The 21,846-nt window shown below is 45.4% G+C and carries 18 protein-coding genes; 12 read left to right on the forward strand and 6 right to left on the reverse strand.

What is annotated here, in order from left to right:
* The first annotated feature begins 30 nt into the window (after positions 1 to 30).
* From clpP to L4D09_RS14120, 6 genes are all read left to right on the forward strand, one after another.
* Positions 31 to 657: an ATP-dependent Clp endopeptidase proteolytic subunit ClpP gene (clpP, locus tag L4D09_RS14095; RefSeq protein WP_428458149.1), complete on the forward strand. Its 627-nt coding sequence runs from the start codon at positions 31 to 33 to the stop codon at positions 655 to 657.
* Positions 658 to 768: 111 nt separating this feature from the next.
* A complete protein-coding gene (clpX, locus tag L4D09_RS14100) occupies positions 769 to 2,049 on the forward strand; it encodes an ATP-dependent protease ATP-binding subunit ClpX (protein WP_428458150.1) in 1,281 nt (426 codons plus the stop codon).
* A 137-nt stretch (positions 2,050 to 2,186) separates the two neighbouring features.
* On the forward strand, positions 2,187 to 4,559 hold the full coding sequence (gene lon, locus L4D09_RS14105; protein ID WP_428458151.1) for an endopeptidase La: 2,373 nt from the start codon (positions 2,187 to 2,189) through the stop codon (positions 4,557 to 4,559).
* 216 nt (positions 4,560 to 4,775) lie between these two features.
* On the forward strand, positions 4,776 to 5,048 hold the full coding sequence (hupB, locus tag L4D09_RS14110) for a nucleoid-associated protein HU-beta (RefSeq protein ID WP_036817228.1): 273 nt from the start codon (positions 4,776 to 4,778) through the stop codon (positions 5,046 to 5,048).
* A gap of 207 nt (positions 5,049 to 5,255) precedes the next feature.
* The gene (ppiD, locus tag L4D09_RS14115) at positions 5,256 to 7,145 is read left to right on the forward strand and encodes a peptidylprolyl isomerase (RefSeq protein ID WP_428458152.1); all 1,890 of its coding nucleotides are present in this window, start codon (positions 5,256 to 5,258) and stop codon (positions 7,143 to 7,145) included.
* Positions 7,146 to 7,344: 199 nt separating this feature from the next.
* Complete coding sequence (locus tag L4D09_RS14120; RefSeq protein WP_428458186.1) at positions 7,345 to 7,626, forward strand: ComEA family DNA-binding protein; 282 nt, start codon at positions 7,345 to 7,347, stop codon at positions 7,624 to 7,626.
* A 74-nt stretch (positions 7,627 to 7,700) separates the two neighbouring features.
* Here the strand turns inward: L4D09_RS14120 and rrtA are convergent, their stop codons facing one another.
* On the reverse strand, positions 7,701 to 8,261 hold the full coding sequence (gene rrtA / locus L4D09_RS14125) for a rhombosortase (protein ID WP_428458153.1): 561 nt from the start codon (positions 8,259 to 8,261) through the stop codon (positions 7,701 to 7,703).
* Positions 8,262 to 8,271: 10 nt separating this feature from the next.
* Between rrtA and L4D09_RS14130 the strand changes: the two genes are divergently transcribed.
* Positions 8,272 to 8,886, forward strand: a complete 615-nt coding sequence (locus L4D09_RS14130) for a tRNA-uridine aminocarboxypropyltransferase (protein ID WP_428458154.1) — start codon at positions 8,272 to 8,274, stop codon at positions 8,884 to 8,886.
* 17 nt (positions 8,887 to 8,903) lie between these two features.
* On the opposite strand, the gene L4D09_RS14135 is transcribed toward L4D09_RS14130, so the two are convergent.
* From L4D09_RS14135 to L4D09_RS14145, 3 genes are all read right to left on the reverse strand, one after another.
* A complete protein-coding gene (locus L4D09_RS14135) occupies positions 8,904 to 10,283 on the reverse strand; it encodes an anti-phage deoxyguanosine triphosphatase (protein WP_428458155.1) in 1,380 nt (459 codons plus the stop codon).
* Positions 10,283 to 10,867: a 5'-deoxynucleotidase gene (gene yfbR, locus L4D09_RS14140; protein ID WP_428458156.1), complete on the reverse strand. Its 585-nt coding sequence runs from the start codon at positions 10,865 to 10,867 to the stop codon at positions 10,283 to 10,285. Before yfbR ends, L4D09_RS14135 begins: the two co-directional genes overlap by 1 nt.
* A 155-nt stretch (positions 10,868 to 11,022) precedes the next feature.
* A complete protein-coding gene (locus L4D09_RS14145; protein ID WP_428458157.1) occupies positions 11,023 to 12,237 on the reverse strand; it encodes a pyridoxal phosphate-dependent aminotransferase in 1,215 nt (404 codons plus the stop codon).
* Between the two features lie 615 nt (positions 12,238 to 12,852).
* Here L4D09_RS14145 and L4D09_RS14150 point away from each other — a divergent pair.
* The 5 genes from L4D09_RS14150 (at position 12,853) to menE (ending at position 19,195) form a co-directional block, all read left to right on the forward strand.
* Complete coding sequence (locus L4D09_RS14150) at positions 12,853 to 14,172, forward strand: isochorismate synthase (RefSeq protein WP_428458158.1); 1,320 nt, start codon at positions 12,853 to 12,855, stop codon at positions 14,170 to 14,172.
* Positions 14,169 to 15,908 (forward strand): 2-succinyl-5-enolpyruvyl-6-hydroxy-3-cyclohexene-1-carboxylic-acid synthase, encoded by a 1,740-nt coding sequence (menD, locus tag L4D09_RS14155; RefSeq protein ID WP_428458159.1) that lies wholly within the window; start codon positions 14,169 to 14,171, stop codon positions 15,906 to 15,908. The genes L4D09_RS14150 and menD overlap by 4 nt, the downstream gene beginning before the upstream one ends.
* Positions 15,892 to 16,746 (forward strand): 2-succinyl-6-hydroxy-2,4-cyclohexadiene-1-carboxylate synthase, encoded by an 855-nt coding sequence (gene menH / locus L4D09_RS14160; RefSeq protein WP_428458160.1) that lies wholly within the window; start codon positions 15,892 to 15,894, stop codon positions 16,744 to 16,746. The genes menD and menH overlap by 17 nt, the downstream gene beginning before the upstream one ends.
* 89 nt (positions 16,747 to 16,835) lie before the next feature.
* Positions 16,836 to 17,810 (forward strand): o-succinylbenzoate synthase, encoded by a 975-nt coding sequence (gene menC / locus L4D09_RS14165; RefSeq protein WP_428458161.1) that lies wholly within the window; start codon positions 16,836 to 16,838, stop codon positions 17,808 to 17,810.
* The gene (menE, locus tag L4D09_RS14170) at positions 17,798 to 19,195 is read left to right on the forward strand and encodes an o-succinylbenzoate--CoA ligase (RefSeq protein ID WP_428458162.1); all 1,398 of its coding nucleotides are present in this window, start codon (positions 17,798 to 17,800) and stop codon (positions 19,193 to 19,195) included. The genes menC and menE overlap by 13 nt, the downstream gene beginning before the upstream one ends.
* A gap of 66 nt (positions 19,196 to 19,261) precedes the next feature.
* On the opposite strand, the gene L4D09_RS14175 is transcribed toward menE, so the two are convergent.
* The gene (locus tag L4D09_RS14175) at positions 19,262 to 21,136 is read right to left on the reverse strand and encodes an MFS transporter (RefSeq protein ID WP_428458163.1); all 1,875 of its coding nucleotides are present in this window, start codon (positions 21,134 to 21,136) and stop codon (positions 19,262 to 19,264) included.
* Between the two features lie 12 nt (positions 21,137 to 21,148).
* Entirely contained in the window at positions 21,149 to 21,745 is a 597-nt protein-coding gene (locus L4D09_RS14180; RefSeq protein ID WP_428458164.1) for a TetR/AcrR family transcriptional regulator, read from the reverse strand.
* Positions 21,746 to 21,846 lie beyond the last annotated feature (101 nt).

Genomic DNA, 21,846 nt, shown 5'->3' on the forward strand with positions numbered 1-21,846 from the left:
TCGGGCCATTTATTTTAGGGAAATAACGTTATGAGCTACCAAGAAAAAAACGCCATGTCGCCGATTTTAGATGCGCTGGTTCCTATGGTGGTCGAGCAGACTTCTCGTGGTGAACGTTCCTACGACATCTATTCCCGACTATTAAAAGAGCGTGTGATCTTCTTGACTGGTCAAGTTGAAGATCACATGGCCAACCTAGTCGTTGCACAGCTTCTGTTCTTAGAATCAGAAAACCCTGATAAGGACATTTTCCTATACATCAACTCACCAGGCGGTTCAGTAACAGCAGGCATGTCTATTTATGACACCATGCAGTTCATCAAGCCAAATGTGAGTACTGTATGTATGGGACAAGCCTGCTCTATGGGTGCCTTCCTGCTTGCTGGTGGTGCTAAAGGTAAGCGTTACTGTCTACCTAGCTCACGAGTGATGATTCATCAGCCGTTAGGTGGTTTCCAAGGACAGGCATCTGATATTCAGATCCATGCGCAAGAAATTCTAACGATCAAACAACGCCTGAACGGTATGCTTGCAGAGCACACTGGTCAACCATTGGAAGTGGTAGAGCGTGATACCGATCGTGATAACTTTATGTCGGCAGAACAAGCAGTAGAATACGGCTTGGTCGATGCTGTTTTGAGTCAGCGAGAGCTGTAAGTTTTTTGATTCAGTGCGATAGCTATGCTGTTGTACGGAGCAAAATAACCTGAATTGTTATACACTCAAAACAAGGCAATGATGGGGTAAAACCCGAAAAGAGGTTAGCGAATGACAGATAAGCGAAAAGAGAGTGGTAGTGGAAAACTGCTGTACTGCTCTTTCTGCGGGAAAAGTCAGCATGAAGTTCGCAAGCTAATTGCAGGCCCTTCTGTGTATATTTGCGATGAGTGTGTTGATTTATGCAACGACATTATCCGCGAAGAAATCAAAGAAGTGATGCCTAAGCGAGATGGCAGTGAACTTCCGACACCACAGGAAATTCGTGAAAACCTGGATGAATATGTTATTGGTCAAAACCATGCCAAAAAGGTACTGGCAGTAGCGGTATACAACCACTACAAGCGTCTACGTAATGGCGATACCAATAGCGATGGTGTTGAGCTGGGTAAGAGTAATATCCTACTGATTGGCCCAACTGGTAGCGGTAAAACGCTATTGGCAGAAACTTTAGCACGTATGCTTGATGTGCCATTCACCATGGCGGACGCCACGACATTAACCGAAGCCGGTTATGTGGGTGAAGACGTCGAGAATATCATCCAGAAGCTACTGCAAAAATGTGACTATGACGTTGCAAAAGCAGAGCGTGGTATTGTTTACATCGATGAAATTGATAAAATTTCACGTAAGTCAGACAATCCATCGATCACACGTGATGTATCTGGTGAAGGTGTTCAGCAAGCATTGTTGAAACTGATCGAAGGTACAGTTGCATCCGTACCACCTCAAGGTGGTCGTAAGCACCCACAACAAGAGTTTTTGCAGGTTGATACCTCGAAGATTCTATTTATTTGTGGTGGCGCATTTGCTGGTCTAGACAAAGTTGTCGATCAACGTGTTGCAACAGGTACGGGTATTGGCTTTGGTGCTGATGTTCGCTCTAAAGATGACTCACGTACGTTGAGTGACTTGTTCGAGCAGGTTGAGCCAGAAGATTTGGTGAAATACGGTCTTATTCCGGAGTTCATTGGTCGTCTGCCTGTTACTGCTATCTTGAGCGAGCTAGACGAAGATGCGTTGGTACAGATCCTTCGTACGCCGAAGAACGCACTGACCAAGCAGTATGCCGCTTTGCTTGAGCTTGAAAATGTTGAGCTTGAGTTCCGCGACGACGCACTTGTGGCGATTGCGCGTAAGGCAATGGAGCGTAAAACAGGCGCCCGTGGTCTACGTTCAATTGTTGAAGCCGTACTACTTGATACCATGTATGAATTGCCTTCTGCGGAAGGGGTAAGCAAGGTTGTAATTGATGAATCAGTGATTAAGGGTGAGTCTGAGCCTTTGATGATTTATGAAAATACAGAAAACCAAGCTGCTGGCGCTGAGTAATTGAACAATTACTGCCCATAATGCAAAAAAAAAGGAGGCTTTGGCCTCCTTTTTTATTTTCTGTTACTTATCCCGTTGAATCTTGCAGCCTTGCCCCCATATACTCAATAAAGAGCCTGAACGGAAGTGAGAAAAATATGAACCTGGAGCGTTCGGAACGCCTTGAGATCCCCGTTCTACCACTACGTGATGTGGTGGTTTACCCTCATATGGTTATTCCATTGTTTGTGGGCCGGGATAAGTCCATTCGCTGCCTTGAAGCGGCGATGGATGACAATAAACAAATTTTGTTAGTGGCCCAGAAAGAAGCGGCGACTGACGAACCTTCAATTGAAGACCTATACGATGTAGGTACAGTTGCCACGATCCTGCAATTGCTAAAGTTGCCAGATGGTACTGTAAAAGTATTGGTTGAGGGGCAGCAACGAGCAAAAGTTGAAAACTTAAAGGATGATGAATTCTTTAGTGCTGATGCTGAGTTTTTGTTGACTGAAGAAATGGACGAACGTGAGCAGGAAGTTCTAGTTCGCACCGCCATTAATCAGTTTGAAGGCTTTATTAAGCTCAACAAAAAGATCCCACCAGAAGTATTAACGTCATTGAATGGCATTGAAGAGGCTGCGCGCCTTGCAGATACCATTGCTGCCCATATGCCACTTAAGCTGGCTGACAAACAAAAAGTCCTTGAAATTGTTGATGTCGTAGAACGTTTAGAGTTCTTGATGGCGATGATGGAATCTGAAATTGATCTGCTACAGGTAGAAAAACGTATCCGTGGTCGTGTCAAAAAGCAGATGGAAAAGAGTCAGCGTGAGTACTATCTCAACGAGCAAATGAAGGCCATCCAAAAAGAATTGGGTGAGCTGGATGACGCGCCGGATGAATTCGAGTCTTTGAAGATCAAAATCGAAGAATCGAAAATGCCTGCCGAAGCTCGTGAGAAAACAGAGCAAGAGTTGCAAAAGCTGAAAATGATGTCACCGATGTCTGCGGAAGCAACTGTTGTCCGTGGCTACATTGACTGGATGCTGAGCGTACCATGGTTCAAGCGCTCTAAAGTGAAGAAGAACCTAGCTAAAGCAGAAGAAGTGCTGAATGCCGACCACTATGGTTTAGAGCGCGTTAAAGAACGTATTCTTGAGTACCTCGCGGTACAAAGCCGAGTGAATAAGCTTAAAGGCCCAATTCTGTGTCTAGTCGGTCCTCCTGGTGTAGGTAAAACATCACTGGGTCAATCGATTGCAGCGGCAACCGGGCGAAAATATACCCGTATGGCGCTGGGTGGCGTGCGTGATGAAGCTGAAATTCGAGGCCATCGCCGTACTTACATTGGTTCAATGCCGGGTAAGTTGATCCAGAAAATGGCGAAAGTGGAAGTGAAAAACCCGCTGTTCTTACTTGATGAGATCGACAAGATGTCATCAGACATGCGCGGTGACCCTTCTTCAGCCCTGCTTGAAGTACTCGATCCTGAGCAGAATAATGCTTTTAACGATCATTACCTTGAAGTTGACTATGACCTATCAGATGTCATGTTCGTCGCAACGTCAAACTCAATGAATATTCCTGGGCCACTACTTGACCGTATGGAAGTGATCCGTCTATCGGGTTATACCGAAGACGAAAAGCTAAACATTGCTAAGAATCACTTACTTGATAAGCAGATCAAACGCAACGGTTTGAAGCCAAGTGAAGTTGAAGTTGAAGATTCTGCCCTGATTGGCATCATTCGTTACTACACGCGTGAAGCGGGTGTACGTAGCCTTGAGCGTGAAGTTTCTAAGCTATGTCGTAAGGCTGTGAAGGCTATCTTACTAAGCCCAGAGACCAAGAAAGTGGTGATTAACCAAGAAAACCTTAAAGAGTTCCTTGGTGTTCAGCGCTTCGACTACGGCAAAGCGGAAGAGAACAACCGTATTGGCCAGGTAACAGGTCTTGCTTGGACGGAAGTCGGTGGCGATTTGCTGACCATTGAAACCGAGTCAATGCCAGGCAAAGGTAAGCTGACTTATACTGGTTCGCTTGGCGATGTGATGCAAGAATCTATCCAGGCGGCGATGACGGTAGTACGTACTCGTGCAGAACGTTTGGGTATTGCGCCTGATTTTTACGAAAAACGTGATATTCACGTTCACGTGCCTGAAGGTGCGACACCGAAAGATGGACCAAGTGCGGGTATCGCTATGTGCACTGCGCTTGTTTCCAGCTTAACGGGTAACCCTGTACGTGGTGATGTTGCTATGACAGGTGAAATCACCTTGCGTGGTGAAGTATTACCGATTGGTGGCTTGAAAGAGAAACTGCTTGCAGCGCACCGTGGTGGCATTAAAACCGTGTTGATCCCGAAAGACAATGAGCGTGATCTGGAAGAAATCCCAGACAACGTCATTGCCGATCTAGAGGTGAGGCCAGTGCGTTGGATTGATGAAGTGCTAACAGTTGCATTGCAGAATAATCCAACAGGCATTGAGTTGGTAAACGCCCAAAACAGTGACCTGCAGCAAAGTTAAGATATGAAAAAACGCTTTCGAGGTTAAAAACCTTGTCAGCGTTTTTTTGTGTAGCTATAAGTTAGGTCTAATTTGCTGTGGCTCAATAATATCAAGGCTTACTCGTATTTTTCGGGCTTTGAACTGATATAATTAGGCTTGATACATTTTTATCCGTGATGCGAAAATTTTGCCAGAGAGGCTGCAAACGGAATAGTTTACTGAGGGGAATAGATTGTGAACAAAACTCAATTAGTTGACAAAATCGCTGAAAACGCAGACATCTCAAAAGCGTCTGCTGGTCGTGCTCTTGATGCATTCATTGATGCGGTTTCAGATAGCCTGAAGTCTGGTGATCAAGTTGCGCTTGTTGGTTTTGGTACGTTCTCAGTACGTGAGCGTGCAGCGCGTACGGGCCGTAACCCACAAACGGGTGAAGAAATCCAAATCGCAGCAGCAAAAGTACCGGGCTTTAAAGCAGGTAAAGCGTTAAAAGATTCTGTAAACTAACGAAGGGTTGCCCTGTTGGTTGGTTTGAACAAACAGAAATTCAAGTTGTCTTAACTAGACAGCTTGGCTGGAATGAAGGGCGCATCGGGTTGATGCGCTTTTTTTACTTTGTACAGTGTGGATTATTCAGCTCCGTTTCTATTTAGGATCGAGAAGCATTCTTCACAATACTATGCCAAATCGAATAAGTAGGAGATACGGCAAATTATGATGGAGCGAATGCGCGAAGGCGCAAGCAGCATTTGGGTTAAGATTATCCTTGGCCTAATTATATTTTCTTTTGTTTTCGCAGGTGTCGGTAGCTACCTTGCTGGTGGTGGCCAACAAGTAGCAGCAACGGTGGACGGTCGTGAGATCAGCCAGCGTGACTTCGATATGGCCTACCAGAACGAACGTAACCGTATGCAATCTCAGCTGGGCGATTATTTCTCTAGCCTGATGGGTGATCCTGCATACGTACAACAGTTCCGCCGTAGCGTGCTTGATCGTATGGTTAATGACGTATTGATCGAGCAGCGTGCGCAAGAGCTTGGCTTACGTATCAGCGATGAACAGATCCGTACTGCGATTGTATCAATGCCTGAGTTCCAGCGTGATGGCCGCTTCGACAACGATACTTACAACTCGTTGTTACGCCGTTCAGGGATGACGCCAGATCAGTTTGCAGAGTCTATGCGTACCGACATGCTTCGTCAGCAATTCCTACTTGCGATTCAAGGTAGTGATTTTGCACTGAGCAGTGAACTAACGGCACTGACTAAGCTAGAGCAGCAGCAACGTGCAATTCGTACCCTGACGCTGAACATTGATTCGTTTACGCAGAAAGCAGAGGTCACTGACGAAGAAGCATTAGCATTCTACGAGCAGAACCCACTTCGTTATACGCGTCCAGACCAAGTTAAAGCCGCTTACATTGAATTATCTGGTAAAGGCCTAACGACATCGTTAGACGTGACTGAAGATGATGCTAAAGCGTACTTTGATGAAAATCAGAATAAGTACGGTACAGCTGAACAACGTCAGGCAAGCCACATCCTTGTTCAAGGTACGGACAGTGATGCTAAGGCCAAAGCGGAAGCGCTACTTGCTGAATTAAATGCAGGTGCTGACTTTGCTGAATTAGCGCAAACATCTTCAGATGATACCTTCAGCGGTAAAGATGGCGGTAAGCTGGGTTGGTTCGAGCGTGGTGTTATGGATCCGGCCTTTGAAGATGCGGCATTCGCATTGAATAAAGGTGATGTTTCTGAGGTTGTACAATCGGACTTTGGTTTCCACATCATTAAGATGGATGACATTAAAGCGCCTAAAGTTAAGCCTTTTGCTGATGTACGAGATGAAATCACGGCTGAGTTGCGTGAGCAGCGTGCTGTGGAAGCTTTCTATGACTTGCAAAACCAACTAGCGGAAACGGCATTTGAAATGCCAGATTCGTTAGATGATGCCGCTGAAGCGATTAATGGCACCGTTCAAACAACGGATTTCTTCTCACAGTCTGATGCACCAGAGTTGTTGGCATCACCAGCAGTGCTTCAAGCGTTATTTAGTGCAGAAGTACGTGAAGATGGCTTGAACTCAGATGTGATCGAAATTGCACCTGAGCATGTTATCGTTGTTCGTGTTGATGATTATCGTGACGAAATGATCCTGCCATTTGATGAAGTGTCTGCGCTTGTTAAAGAGCAACTTGCACAGCAAAAAGGTGAAGAGCAAGCTCAAGCGAAAGCTGACGAAATTCTTGCCTCATTGCGAGATGGCAATGCTGAGATCTTGGAAACTGAGGGCTTAGCGTTTTCTGATGTAGAAACCATTTCGCGTGCTGGCGCAGATCGTATGGTTGCACAAGTTGCTTTCGGCTTAGCGAAGCCTGATGAAGGCCAATCTGTATTTGGTGTGACGCGTGATGCCTCTGGCGACATGCTAATTATTGCGCTGGATAATGTGATTGAAGCTGATGTCGCACCTGTTGCGACAGACAGCCAACTTGCGACTCAGCTAGAGCAGATGAATGCTCAGCAGGATGTGATGGCAACACTTGATGAGTTGCGTAACACTGCTGAAGTAAGCTACCAAGCGGTAGATACAGCTGCAAACTAATTGTAATTAATACGTAAGTCGACGGGCCGCCATTGTGCGGCCCGTCGTTTTTTTGGGGGCTATAAACGTTTGTGCGTTTACATTTTTTATTGCTAGCAGCATGTTAATTCTCGGTGACGTGATTCGTGACGAGCTAAAGGCTTGATCGTGAATCTGTTCGGTAATGGAATAGGGTTAGGAGTAACAGATGAAAAGTGCCATGAAAGCCATGGGTACTGCTGTCGTTTTATTAACGGCCGCCATGGGAATAACACCAGCGATAGCAAATGATTATGAAGGTATTGAGATCACGGTAAACATCAATACCGCTAACGCAGAAGAGCTCGATAAACTCTTAATTGGTGTTGGCCCTGACAAGGCATTGAAGATCATCGAGTATCGTAACGAGTATGGTTTGTTCTCTTCTGCCGAGGAGTTAGCGAAAGTGAAAGGGATAGGGGGAGCAACGGTCGAGAAAAATCGTGAACGGATAAAGCTGTAATAGCGGCAGTTTAAAATCAGAGAGGAGAGAGGTGTGTAGTTCTCCTGTCTTTCCTTCCGCTATATAAAATATATCTACAGGGTGTTAGCTATGCGATTTTTGATTGTTGGAATGATAGCAAAGCATAAACCAGCGATGACACCGATTAGGTGGGCCTCTACAGCGACCCTAGCACCTATTAGCTCAGCCGAGCTAGAAGAGCCGCCAGTAAACTGCTCCCCTATGACTTTAGCGCTAACCCCAGCCAATAGCACCCAGCCGAGTTTATCTTTAGCCTGAATATCTTTGATTGCCCCCCAAGTGAATATGCCGTGTAATACCCCTGAGAGGCCAGCATACCAATGCATTGGTGATAGCATTAAGGTTGACCCAATGACGGCGGCTAAACATACAATGAGCCCCGATAATCGGCGAGTATTGAGGTAGCGCCGAAAAATAAAGGTAATGGTTGCCAAAGCAAGGCTGTTCATTATCATGTGAGGCCAATTGGTATGGGTAATATTACCTGTTACTAGGCGCCATATCTCACCCTCTAAAATAGCGTCGCGGTCCCACGCAAGTGTATGTTGCAGTGATGGCAGTTGGCACAGCGCCATTAGGCCAGTGGCGAGAACAATAAAGTAACGAATAGACAAGGCAACCTCGATGAGTCGATATTGTGAAAAATGTGGCAAAGCCCAAAAAGCATGTATCTGTCACTGGATTCAAGTTATTGATGCTAAAACTGAACTGTGGATTTTACAACACCCTTCAGAGGTTAAACGTGCAATCGGTACTGCGCGTATACTGACACTTTCATTACCAAATGCTCGGTTGTGGGTTGGCGAAAACTTTTCCCAGCACGATGAGATTAATCAACTGTTGGCCGATCCTGATCGTGAAGCATGGATTATTTACCCAGGAGAGCGAGCGGCTTCAATTGGTTCATTGACGGACAATAACGGTGTTACAACAAAAAAACGCACGTTGATCTTGTTAGATGGCACTTGGAAAAAAGCCTATAAAATATGGCAGCTCTCGGAGAATTTGCAGTGTCTGCCAACCGTGAACTTAGACAATGCTGATAATGGGAATTACCGAATTCGTAAATCCCCTAAAGCGCAAGGTGTATCGACGGTAGAGGCCGGTTACCTTGCGCTGAGTGCTCTTGAGGGGCGCGATGTTGATTTCAGCCCGCTTCTAACGACTTTCGAGCATATGATTGAATTCCAAATTCAACAGATGCCTGCTGGTGTATTTGAGAAAAACTACCGCTCTTAACGGTTGCTAATCAAAGCTTAGAAACCATGGCCTTCACTGCCAACCCCAATAACGGATGTTGGCTGGAATAATGTACTATACAGGCGTTGGGCAAAGCCGTCAGTCATGCCTGAGATATAATCAGCAATGATCCTGTGTGCATTCTCACCGTTGTTTGTTGCATGGCGCCAGCGTTCTCGAGTGCTCTCTGGCAGGAGGCGTTCAGGATCTGAGGCAAACGCTTCAAACAGCTCCATCACCAGTTGCTGGCCTTTGTACTCTAGTAGCTGGATCTCAGGCTTATGTACTACGTACTGGCTCACAAACTGTTTCAACACATCGAGTACCCACTCCATTGGCTCCGCTAGAAAAGCGTTCCATTGTAAAAGTGGCTCTTCAAAGCTATCGAGACCATTTTGGATCGCAGGGGCAATGTGAATGGAGGTCAATAGCGCATTGACCATAGCGCCGATGGCGTCTTTACGTTGATGATGATTGGCAAACAGCTGATCACTGAGCTTACCAATGCGTTCTTCTAGCCAAGGTTCACCACAGTCTGCAAGCTTGCTGGCAACAGCTTCTTGCCATTGCTCCCGAGTAACAATCCCCATGACAATGGCATCTTCCAAATCATGAACACCATAAGCAATGTCATCAGCCAGTTCCATTATCGAGCAATCGAGTGATTTGAACCGGGTTTTTAAATGTTCGGTTGGTGAATGACGAGCTTGGCGCATCTGACTAAATTGCTCACGGTCGTGTTTAGAAAACGATGCTATAACCCAGTTAAAGTTATCGCTATCGTCATCATAAACGCCTTTGGCTGGATGCCAATCTTTGGCTTTTAAATGCCGGAATTGATGCACATCGGTTGGTAACTCTAATGCGCGAGTCGTGCTGATTAACGCGGGGTATTTGAGTAACCCCAATAAAGTACGGCGTGATAGGTTCATACCGAAATGTTCTGTGTAGGGCTCTAAGACAGTGACAATGCGGAAGGTTTGGGCATTGCCCTCAAAACCACCATGATGACGCATCATATAGTTTAAGGCGACTTCACCACCATGCCCGAAAGGTGGATGACCGATATCATGCGCAAGGCATATGCTTTCCATTAAGCTGGTTGATGCCAGCAGGTCTCGAAACTCTGGTTGTTTGATTTTGAGCTGGGCGACAATCCCGGTCCCAATCTGGGATGCTTCTAATGAATGGGTTAGCCGTGTTCGATAAAAATCATGATGGCCAGCACCGTGTACTTGCGTTTTGGCTTGTAAGCGTCGAAAGGCTGCAGAATGCAGAATACGAGCTCGGTCTCGTTGGTAGGCTGAGCGGTGGTCATTACGCCGTACTTTTTGTTCATTGCTACGGCGTACTTCCCATTGTTGATTAAAATTATCGGAAAGCGAAAAGGGTTTCATTAGCTAATATCGTCCAGAGTGAGGTTGAAGCTTTCAACAAATGTTGCAAGGAAGTATTCCATTTCAGGGGTTGAGCGGTCATTGAGAGTTTTCTCAAGGTTCTTCTTCGCCGTTGTAAACTCATGATTACCCGCACTAAGCTCTTCTAGGCATTTAAGATATGCACACAAGGTGTCAGCTTGCTTAACGATGGCATAGTCATCTTTGTTTATTTTGTGGCTATCGAGTAATGGTGCGTAATCATCTTGAAACTCTTCAGGGAGCATAGACAATAATTTTTGCTCGGCAGCCAGCTCAATCTTTTTATACTCTTCAGCAATTGCAGGGTTGTAGTACTTGATGGGGGTTGGCATATCGCCAGTTAAGACCTCGCTGCAATCGTGAAACATGCCCAGCAAAGCAATACGCTCAGGGTTAGTGTTACCCTTGAACTTTTTGTTTTTTATTAAGGCGAGGGCGTGAGCGACAAATGCGACCTGTAAGCTATGTTCAGAAATGTTCTCGCTTTCAACGCTACGCATAAGAGGCCAGCGTTGGATCAGCTTCATTCGAGCTAAATGGGCAAAAAAATGGCTTTGCTTCATAACAATACTGCACTGCGTTAACTTAAGTATATCTATAAAGGTAACAGATATTAGGCGAGGGCAAATAGTATTATTAAGGCAGCCTATTAACAAAAAAAGCCCCAGATAATCTGGGGCTTAAAAGGTGAGTAGCGATGTTACTATTGACGATGCGGCTATTGACGGTAGCTATGTAAGAATCGCTCGAGACGGCCAATGGCCATTTCAAGATCGTCGACACGAGGTAAGGTAACAATCCGGAAGTGATCAGGCTTTTTCCAGTTAAAGCCAGTACCATGTACGATTAACACTTTCTCTTGCTGAAGAAAATCAAGCGCCATGCGCTGATCATCGACAATGTTAAATTTTTTCTGATCGAGTTTCGGGAATAGATACAGTGCGCCTTTAGGCTTAACACAAGAAACGCCGGGAATAGACGTAATCATGTCGTAGGCTTTGTTACGTTGCTCTAATAAACGTCCACCCGGTAATATCAGTTCATTAATACTTTGATAGCCACCTAATGCTGTTTGAATGGCGTGTTGCATGGGCACATTGGCACATAAGCGCATTGAAGAAAGCATCTCCAATCCTTCAATATACCCTTTTGCTGCTTGTTTGGGGCCTGATAGCACCATCCAGCCTGCACGAAAACCACAAACACGGTATGACTTTGATAATCCGTTGAAGGTTACGCAGAAAACGTCTTCAGCCAGCGGGGCTATCGAAGTGTGCTGTGCGCCTTCATATAAAATTTTGTCGTAGATTTCATCAGCAAAAATAATCAGTTTATGCTGGCGTGCGATCTCAATGACTTCAAGTAAAAAGTCTCGGCTGTAAACGGCACCCGTTGGGTTGTTCGGATTGATCAACACAATACCGCGAGTATTCGGGGTGATTTTACGGCGGATATCATCAAGATCAGGATACCAATCAGATTCTTCATCACAGGTATAATGAACAGGGTTTCCCCCAGATAATGAAACGGCTGCGGTCCAAAGCGGATAGTCGGGAGAAGGAACTAATATTTCATCATTGTTATCAAGCAGTGCCTGCATTGCCATTACAATCAGTTCTGATACACCGTTGCCGATGTAGACATCCTCAACATCGAGATCAAGTAAACCACGTTTTTGATAATGCTGAACAACTGCCTTGCGTGCAGAATAAATACCTTTTGAATCACAGTAACCTTGTGATGTCGGCAAGTTACGAATCACGTCAACTAAGATTTCATCTGGGGCATCGAAGCCAAACGGGGCAGGGTTGCCAATATTTAGCTTGAGGATTTTGTGCCCTTCCTCTTCCATGCGTTTGGCATGTTTAAGGACGGGACCCCGTATGTCGTAACAGACATTATTGAGTTTTGATGACATCCCGATGTTGTGCATTCGTGCGACCTTGTCTTTATTCGTTTAATCACAATAAATTACACTATCAAACAGTCAAAAATAAACAATAAATATAAAATATTTACATTGAATAGTGTTTTATTTTGCCGTTATTGGTGTCTGTTAGTGTTATAAACTGCTACTAGGTCAAAGTTAGGTTGGTTTGGCTTAATTGCTAGAATAAAATGTTGCAAAATGGCTGTTGCTTGAAATCTAAACACGTTTTTTCCCGAATTTCAGTATCAGCAGGGGTGCGATTAAGGCCATGAGTCTATTTGAAGCCAGAGCCAGTAGCGAAAGTGCTCCTTTGTAGTGATAAAAACTACCCTTAATAAAAAATATGAGGGGAAATGAAGATTCATGATGAGAGATTACTTTATTAGTCAGAATGCGATAACTAAGGTAGAATGCCCTATTCATTATATGGTTGATTGATGCTTTATTCCCATCAGGGTCAAGTCAATACCATATAAAGGTATACTCATATTACCTCTAGCGGCTTTACGTCTTGCCCTCTGAGGTGATTGGGTTTAGAACATATGCTAATTGATTAGCAAGTTAACAATCAGCCAGGGATGAGCCTTAATAGGTGCTTGAAAGCTGAGTGAGGTTACCTTGACCGCGTTACAAAAAGCCGTTGAGTTATTAATTGAAAGAATTCAACAACAATCCAGCGAAAAAACTCAACGATTCTCAGTGAAGTTGGATCTTCCTGCCAACACTGATTTGATTGACTGGATGGAATCCCAACCATTATTTCCCAAATTCTATTGGCAGTCTCGTGATAGCCGAGAAGAAGTCGTTGCGCTTGGTCAGATCAAAACATTTACCGACCCCAAGGCTGCGGAAAAAATTCTTGCCGATGATCAGCGGGTGTGGGGTGGACGTTCGTTTGATGGCCGCTCTGTTCGCAACCAACGGTGTTTATCTTCCTTTTTTTTCTTGCCTGTGGTTGAAATTATCCGCCTTGATGGCGGATGGCAACTGGCTGCGAATACTTCCCCAGAAAATACCGATAAAGTTGTAAAGTCGTTATCAGAGTTATCGGCAAACGCGACTGAAGTACCTGAAATCAAAAGTAAGATTATAGGCCGTACCTATTTGCCTGATTTTGCTGGCTGGTCAAAGATGATTGCTAATGCGCTGGGGGCGATTTCTCGGCAAGAGTTTGAAAAGGTGGTGTTGGCGCGTAAAACGACGCTAAAGCTTGATACACCAGTTTCTCCTGCGCAATTACTTAAAGCAAGCCGTAGCAGCAACCATAATAGTTTTCACTTTATGATGGCGTTAGATACAAAGCATTGTTTTGTTGGGTCTACCCCAGAGCGCTTATTCTTACGCCAAGAGCGTGATTTGCATACCGAAGCGCTAGCAGGAACGATTGGTCGCGGCATTAATGAAACAGAAGATAACCGTTTGGCGCAATGGTTACTCGATGACAACAAGAACCGTTATGAAAACCGTTTGGTCGTTGACGATATCGTTAACCGCCTAGTGCCTTGTTGTGAGTCGATGACGGTTGCCGAAGATCCAGTCTTAGTGCGGTTACGCAAAGTGCAGCACCTTAAACGTGGTATTGGCGCACAGTTAACCGATTCTGTTTACAGCTCTGATTTACTCGATAACCTTCAGCCTACAGCGGCAATTGCTGGATTACCCCGTGATCCTGCATTGAATTTTATTACAGAACATGAACCCTTTGCCCGTGGTTGGTATAGCGGTGCGGTAGGCTTTTTGAGTAATCACCGCAGTGAGTTTTGTGTCGCTATTCGTAGTGCTCTTATTATGGGTGAAGATCTGCATTTATTTGCTGGAGCCGGTATTGTGCCAGGCTCAACGGCCGATAGTGAATGGAAAGAGTTGGATCGCAAAACGTCAACATTGTGTAGCCTTCTTGGAAATGATGAACCAGAGCTGGAGCGTCAATCTGCATGATTTTGCCTAAAAGCCACCGTGCCGCGTTAAATCAGCTTTGGGCTGGATTAATGCTTGAGGAGCTAGCTCGGTTGGGTGTGAAACATATTTGTATTGCGCCCGGCTCTCGTTCAACACCGTTAACACTGGCTGCCGACGACAATAGTAAACTCACTATTCATACTCATTTTGATGAGCGAGGTTTGGGCTTTCTAGCGCTAGGCTTGGCTAAATCAACCCAAGAACCAGTCGCGGTTGTGGTGACGTCAGGTACCGCTGTTGCCAACCTATTACCAGCAGTGGCAGAAAGCGGTTTAACGAGCGAAAAGCTTGTTTTACTGACAGCAGATAGGCCGTCTGAATTAATTCAATGTGGCGCAAATCAAGCCATTCGTCAGCATGGTATTTTCTCTAGCCACGTGACAGAGTTTCTCGATATTCCTTCACCAACCACTGACATATCACCAAGCTGGTTGTTGGCCAGTATTGATGCGGCGATGTACCAGCAACATATGCGTGGTGGGGCGGTGCATTTTAATTGTCATTATCCGGAACCACTTTATGGTGACGGAGGCGATTTTTCATCATATCTAACGCCAGTTTCACGCTGGCAGAATAGCTCGCAGGCTTATACCGAATACCGTGATGCAAGAACACAAGCGCTACAGGTGAATGAAGCGCAATGCCTCTCGTTTCTTAACGCTAAAGGTATGATTGTTGTTGGTCGTCTTGCGCCTGCAGAGCTCGCGGATGTACAGGCATTAGCCACACTATTGGGTTGGCCAGTTTTTGTTGATCCGCAAGCGGGCGGAAGCAGTGAGTGGGCAGGTTATGATGTCTGGCTTCAAAATAACGCTTGTCGAGAACAACTAGAGCAAGCAGACGTCTTACTGCAGTTTGGTGGTCGTTTAGTGTCGAAGCGGTTAGCCCAGTTTATTGCCAGCCATACATGGCAGCATTATTGGTTGGTCGACCCACAATCAGCACCGCTTGACCCAAGCCACAGCTGCAGTATGCAGATCCAAGCGCCTATCAGTGACTACGCCCAATGTTTATCGGTTGTGCTTGAATCTCAACCTGCTGGTGTGCCGGAAAGTACAGTGAATCATGGCTGGGCAGATAACCTGAAAGCGGTATCATCGTACTATTTAAATCAGCTTAAACAGTCACACTCGGTGCTGAATGAAATGAGCCTCGCCGCCAATATGATGGACTGGCTTCCTGAGAGCACTGAACTGTTTTTAGGAAATAGCTTGATTGTTCGTCTGTTGGATATGTGTGGCAAAGTACCTCAATCTGCAACATTTGCCAATCGAGGCGCTTCGGGTATCGATGGGCTAATTGCGACGGCATTAGGTGTGCAAGTTGGACGAAATGCTCCCTTATTTTGTGTGCTAGGGGATACATCATTACTTTATGATTTGAATTCGCTGGCTTTATTACGACAAGCGACACAGCCTGTCGTGATCGTCGTGACAAATAACGATGGCGGCGCAATTTTTGACTTATTGCCGGTACCTGATGCGCAGAAAGAAAGCCTCTATCGTATGCCTCATGGTCTCGAATTTAGCCATGCCGCTGCGATGTTTGGTTTAGATTATCATTGTCCAACGTCTTTAGCTGGGGCTGAGCAGGTGTGTCGTGAAGGGTTTACCTCTATGGGCACGACACTCATTGAAATACAAACGCCTGCGGGCGAGAGTGGCCGGTTACTGAAGGCATTATTTGCCGAGGTACAACATGCTTCTTTACTCTGAAACGTTTGGCTTTCGCGCCTCGGTTAAACAATCTCATCGTAAATCTTGTTCGAATGAACGGCCAACGCTGGTTTTCCTGCATGGGTTACTCGGAACCGGACGAGATTGGCGCGACGTTATTAACTTATTAGCCCCCAATTATCCTTGTTTAACCATTGACTTACCAGGTCATGGTCATAGCCAGTTACTCAATGCGAAGAGTTTTGACGACGTTAGCTTGTGGCTGCAGCAAACCTTAGTACATCGTGGTATTACAGATTATGTGCTGGTGGGGTATTCGCTTGGAGCAAGGCTAGCGATGTACTATGCCTGCCAACAGCACGCAGTTCAGCCTTCATCAGCCGCAACGCCACAGCCAATACTACGAGGCTTAGTGCTTGAAGGGGGAAACTTTGGTTTACCTGAAAGTGAACGTGAGAAGCGTTGGGAAAATGATAAAGCTTGGGCTAATCGCTTTGCAAGCGAGTCGATTGGTGATGTTTTAGCTGATTGGTATCAACAACCGGTATTTTCATCGTTAAATTATGACCAAAGACAAAGTTTGATACAAAAGCGCAGTGATAATCTTAGCGGTGCTATAGCACGTATGTTACAAGCTACATCACTGGCACACCAACCGATGTTACAGGCACAACTTGCTGATTTGATAGTGCCTATTCATTATGTGTGCGGAGCAAAAGACGAGAAATTCAAATGCCTTGCTGAACAATCAGGATTAGATTATTCCGTTATTCCTGAAGCGGGGCATAACGTACATGCTGAGCAACCGTATGGGTTCTTCATGGCGACGAAACAGTATTTATTACAGAATCTGATTGACTCAGAATACATTTATTAAAGCACACTCTTTTTTGGGATATACCTATTTTTGGAATATATCCATTTTGGGAATCTACCTAGGAAAGAGCCTGCAGATGGAATTTTATTATGCGTAGCGCAAAACTCTTCCAATACCAACTTCCAATGGACTCAGGCGTTATCTTGCGCTCTCAGCGTTTAGTAACCCGTGAAGGGTGGGTCATTGAGCTAACAGAAGGTGGCTTGACTGGCTACGGTGAAATTGCCCCACTGCCAGAATTTAGCGAAGAAACGGCGGAGCAGGCGGGTGAGCAAGCTCAAGCATTATTAGCGCAGTGGCAAGCGGGGGAAACGATTGATTTATCACTCGCTTATCCTTCTGTAGCTTGCGGGTTAAGTATGGCAATGTTGGAACTAACGGGTGAATTACCTGCACAAGGAAATTATCAAGTTGCACCTTTGTGTTCTGGTGATCCTGATGAGCTAGTGGTTGAGCTTAGTAAGATGCCTGGCGACAAAATCGCGAAGATCAAAGTTGGCATGTATGAAGCCGTACGTGATGGTATGGTCGCAAACATGTTCATCGAAGCCATTCCAGACATCCGTTTGCGTTTAGATGCAAACCGTAAGTGGACACCAGTAAAAGCACACCAGTTTGCTAAATACGTACAGCCGCAAAACCGAGCGGGTATTGCTTTTCTGGAAGAGCCATGCCAAACACCTGCTGAAAGTTTGGCGTTTGCTCAAGAGACGGGGATCAATATCGCGTGGGATGAAACCGTACGTGATGAGGGCTTTGAAGTTAAAGCAGAGCCAGGTGTGGTAGCTATTGTCATAAAACCAATGCTGGTGGGCTCAATTGAGCGCTGTATAAGCTTAGTTAAACAAGCACACAATGCAGGTTTAGTTGCGGTGATCAGTTCAAGCATGGAGTCTAGTTTGGGCTTAAATCAGCTTGCTCGCTTTGCAGCTTGGCAAACACCTGAAGTGATCCCTGGCCTTGATACCATGCAGCTTTTCCAAGCTCAGCTTGAAACGCCATGGCCTGGGTGTGCATTGCCTGTTACTTCGCTTAACGAGCTTGAGGTAGTATGGCAGCGTTAACGCCTGTCTCGTTCCCAACTTGGCCTTGGCTACATTGGGCTGCAGAGCGACCTTCTGAGGTCGCTTTGTCATTTGAGGAACAGCAATTTAGTTGGGCTGAAGTGGCTGCCAATGTTGACCGTTATGCTCAAGGTTTATTGGAGCAGGGGGTAAAGCGAGATCAGTTAATTACTGTTATCGCTCCTAACTCACCGAAAGTCGTTTGGTTAATGCTTGCGGCATTGAGAGTAGGTGCCCGCTTTGTTGCTTTAAACCCACGCTTAAGTCAATTTGAGTTAGATGCTCAGCTCGAGCAGCTTCAATGTGATTTTGTTTGGTATCCGGCTAAATGCGAACATCATTTCTCAGGCTATTCGAGAATCCAATTATTGCCCGCAGATAAGCCTCGGGTAGTACCTGTTACTTGGCAGCCTTCACGCGCTGCTACACTAACGATGACGTCAGGTTCGACAGGAGCTCCCAAAGCGGTTGTTCATTCGGCTCAAACCCATTTAGCGAGCGCTCAAGGCTTGCTTGCTTGGATGCCATTTGAAAGCGGCGATAATTGGCTCTTATCGTTGCCTGTCTTTCATATTTCAGGAATGGCAATCTTGTGGCGGTGGTTATACCGGGGCGCACAGTTAACGGTATGTAGTGCTGCTGGATTTGATAGGGCATTAGCCACAGTGACTCACGCATCCCTTGTACCAACACAATTGCAACGTGTGCTGGCGCTAGAGTCGGCAGACACCTTGGCATTAAAGCAGGTACTTCTAGGTGGTGCGGCCATTCCTGTGAGCTTAACGAAATTGGCGGCAGATGCTGGTATTAGTTGTTGGTGTGGTTATGGGATGACAGAAATGGCATCAACAGTAACCGTTAAGCCAGCAGATGCAAGCGCTGGGGTGGGGGCGATATTGCCGAATCGTGAACTCATGCTCAGGGATGATGAGGTCTTAGTGAAAGGGGCAACATTGTGCCTAGGGTATTACCGTAATAAAATGGTATTCCCAGTGAGTGATGAAGAATGGTTTGCGACGAAAGATCTCGCCCACTTAAAAGATGATGAGCTACATATTGTTGGTCGTGCAGATAATATGTTTATCTCTGGTGGTGAGAATATTCAGCCAGAAATGATTGAAAAGGTGTTGGCTGCTCATCCCGTGGTTGAACAAGCATTTGTTTTGCCTGTTGACGATAGTGAGTTTGGCCAGCGGCCTGTTGCGATAATCACAACAACCGTTGATCTTGATGCAGAACTCAATCGAATTCTCACTGATTACATGTGCACACAAGTAACGGCTTTTCGTCGGCCTATTCGATACCTAACATTACCAACATCGCTGCAGGCGGGTGGTATTAAGGTTTCACGTAAGTTGCTAGCCGATTGGTTAGCAACTCACTAGTTCACGAATATCGTCTTATCCAAATGACTGTACACAAAAAAGCGGAAGGTTACCCTTCCGCTTTTTTTATGGGTTATCGCGACGAAGGCGCAGTACTTCTTCTCGCAACATTACGCTGTTTGCTTGTGTCGATTCAATTGGGTTACCAACAACAATATTGACCTTTGACCAGAATCGCTTTGGTATTTTAAGCAATGCCCGTCCGCCTTCACGGCTGAAGTAGCTTCCCCATAAGCCTTGTAAGGCAATCGGTACTACAGGTACTGGTGAGCGTTTAATGATCAGGTCAATGCCTCGCATAAAGGGGGCGATATCTCCATCAGAGGTGAGCTGACCTTCAGGGAATACGCACACCACATCCCCTTCTTTTAGGTGCTTGCTGACATCGACAAATGCCTTCATGACCGATTTTCTGTCTGTCGCGTCAATCGGGATCACCTTACACGCTTTACAAAAGCTTTTGATTAAAGGCAGATTATAAATATCACGATCCATCAAAAAACGGATCGGTCGAGGACAGGCACCGGCCAGTAATAGCGCATCCATATAGCTAACATGGTTCGAGACGATAAGCACGCCGCCTTCTGAGGGAATGTTTGCTAGATCTTTATGTTTTACGCGGTACATCGTATGGCTGACAATCCATACCCAGAACCGCCAAAAGAAATCAGGTGCTTGTATGTAGATGTATAGCACTACCAAGACGTTTAGCGCCGATAAAATCAAGAAAAACTGTGGGATGGTAAACTCAAGCACTGACAGCACGATAATGGCGCTAACGGCGCTGACCACCATAAAAATGGCGTTCCAGATATTATTAGCAGCAATAACCTGAGCGCGTTCGTGCTCTTTGGCTCGGTGTTGCATCATGGCATAGAGTGGAACAATGAAAATCCCGCCAGATACCCCAAGCAATGTTAATGAGATAAAGACACTTATTAACTCTGGATGAGTGACAAACTCAACAATTGAATGCGTTTCAGGGATTGAATTAGGTGTGGCAAACATTAGCCCTGCACCAAAAATGGAGATCCCGATGCTACCTAATGGCACAATGCCAGGCTCAATACGGTGACCCGATAATCGGTCACATAAAAGTGAGCCAATCGCGATCCCGATTGAAAATAGTGTTAACAAGAAAGAAACCGCCGCCGCACTGCCGCCAAGATGTAATTTGGCGAAGTTTGGAAATTGAGTCAGATAGCATGCGCCAAGAAACCAAAACCAACTGATGCCCATAATGCACTGAAAAATAGTTTTATCTTTACGGGCAATGCCGAGGGTAATGCGAGTTTGTTTTATTGGCTGCCATTTGAATTGAATATCAGGGTTACTGGGTTTGGCTTCAGGGATCCATCGGGCACAGAGATAACCGATGACAGCAAAGGTAACTACCGACATAGCGGCGATGTACTTAGCGTTATCCATGTTAGCAATAATACCCGCCAGTAAGGTACCGATCAAAATCGCGAGAAACGTTCCTGTTTCAACCAGCGCATTGCCTGAAACTAGCTCACTTTTGCGTAAATGCTGTGGCAGTAAGGCGTATTTTGCAGGGCCAAAAAATGCAGATTGTGTCCCCATTAAAAACAGCAAGATCAGAAGAGCAGTATAACTTTCATTAATAAACGCGATGGCAGCCAGACACATTATGACGATCTCTGCCAACTTAACGATGCGCATAATTAACGCTTTATCGTATTTATCTGACAGTACCCCAGCAGAAGCAGAGAATAGGAAGAAAGGCAGAATAAAAAGCCCTGCAGCCAGGTTGATAATAAGATCGCTGTCTAAAGGCAAAGTGCCGGGAGCCGCAAATGCTATAAGAATGAGTAAAACATTCTTATAGACATTGTCGTTGAAAGCCCCAAAGGCTTGCGTTAGAAAATAAGGTAAAAAACGCTGCTTAGTAAGCAGCTTTGATTGAGTGGATCCTGACATGCTTAACTCCGTTTAAGCTTTCCAGGCATTAATATAAGTGCTGAGTAAATTATCGATTAACGCTTTGCCGTTAACAGGGCTCGAAGTAAAAAGCTTGTCATCAACCGTTAGTAAAGTAATACCATGAACGCCAGACCATATTACACGGCTTGCTTCGAGCGTTTCTTCTTCTGTTAATTCGGTATTAATTTCACGGATCAGGGTTTCAAGCATGCCTGTCATGTTATTGATTCGATCGGATTGCCATTCTGGCAAATCTTCACCGTTCATGGTGTGTTGGAAGATCAACTGCCAGCGGTACGGGTTTTGCGAAGCAAAATCAAGGTAACAATAAGCGAGTTTCTTTAATGCATCTTCTGCTGATGTTGCCTCATTCATTTGAGTTTCAGCTTCAGCAAACAGCTCGTCCAATGTTTGGGCGACAGCATGCAATAGAAGCAAATTGTAGTTACCAAATACATTGACTAATGTACTTGGTACATAGCCAATCATTGCCGCAACTTTTCGTAAGCTCAGTTCATGATGAGGGTGCTCAGCGAGAAAGTTTTTGACTTGCTCCAGTGTCATACTTACCAACTCTTCGCGAGTGTGGTCATTTCGTCTTGCCATCGAATTTTACTCTTAATCGAATAATTCTTATTTTGTTAGCTGTAATTGTAATAGGAATAGCCACTAAAAGAACAGTGCAAAATAAGTTTAGTGCTCCCTAA

It is taken from the genome of Photobacterium makurazakiensis (assembly GCF_050336715.1).
Lineage (GTDB): Bacteria > Pseudomonadota > Gammaproteobacteria > Enterobacterales > Vibrionaceae > Photobacterium > Photobacterium makurazakiensis.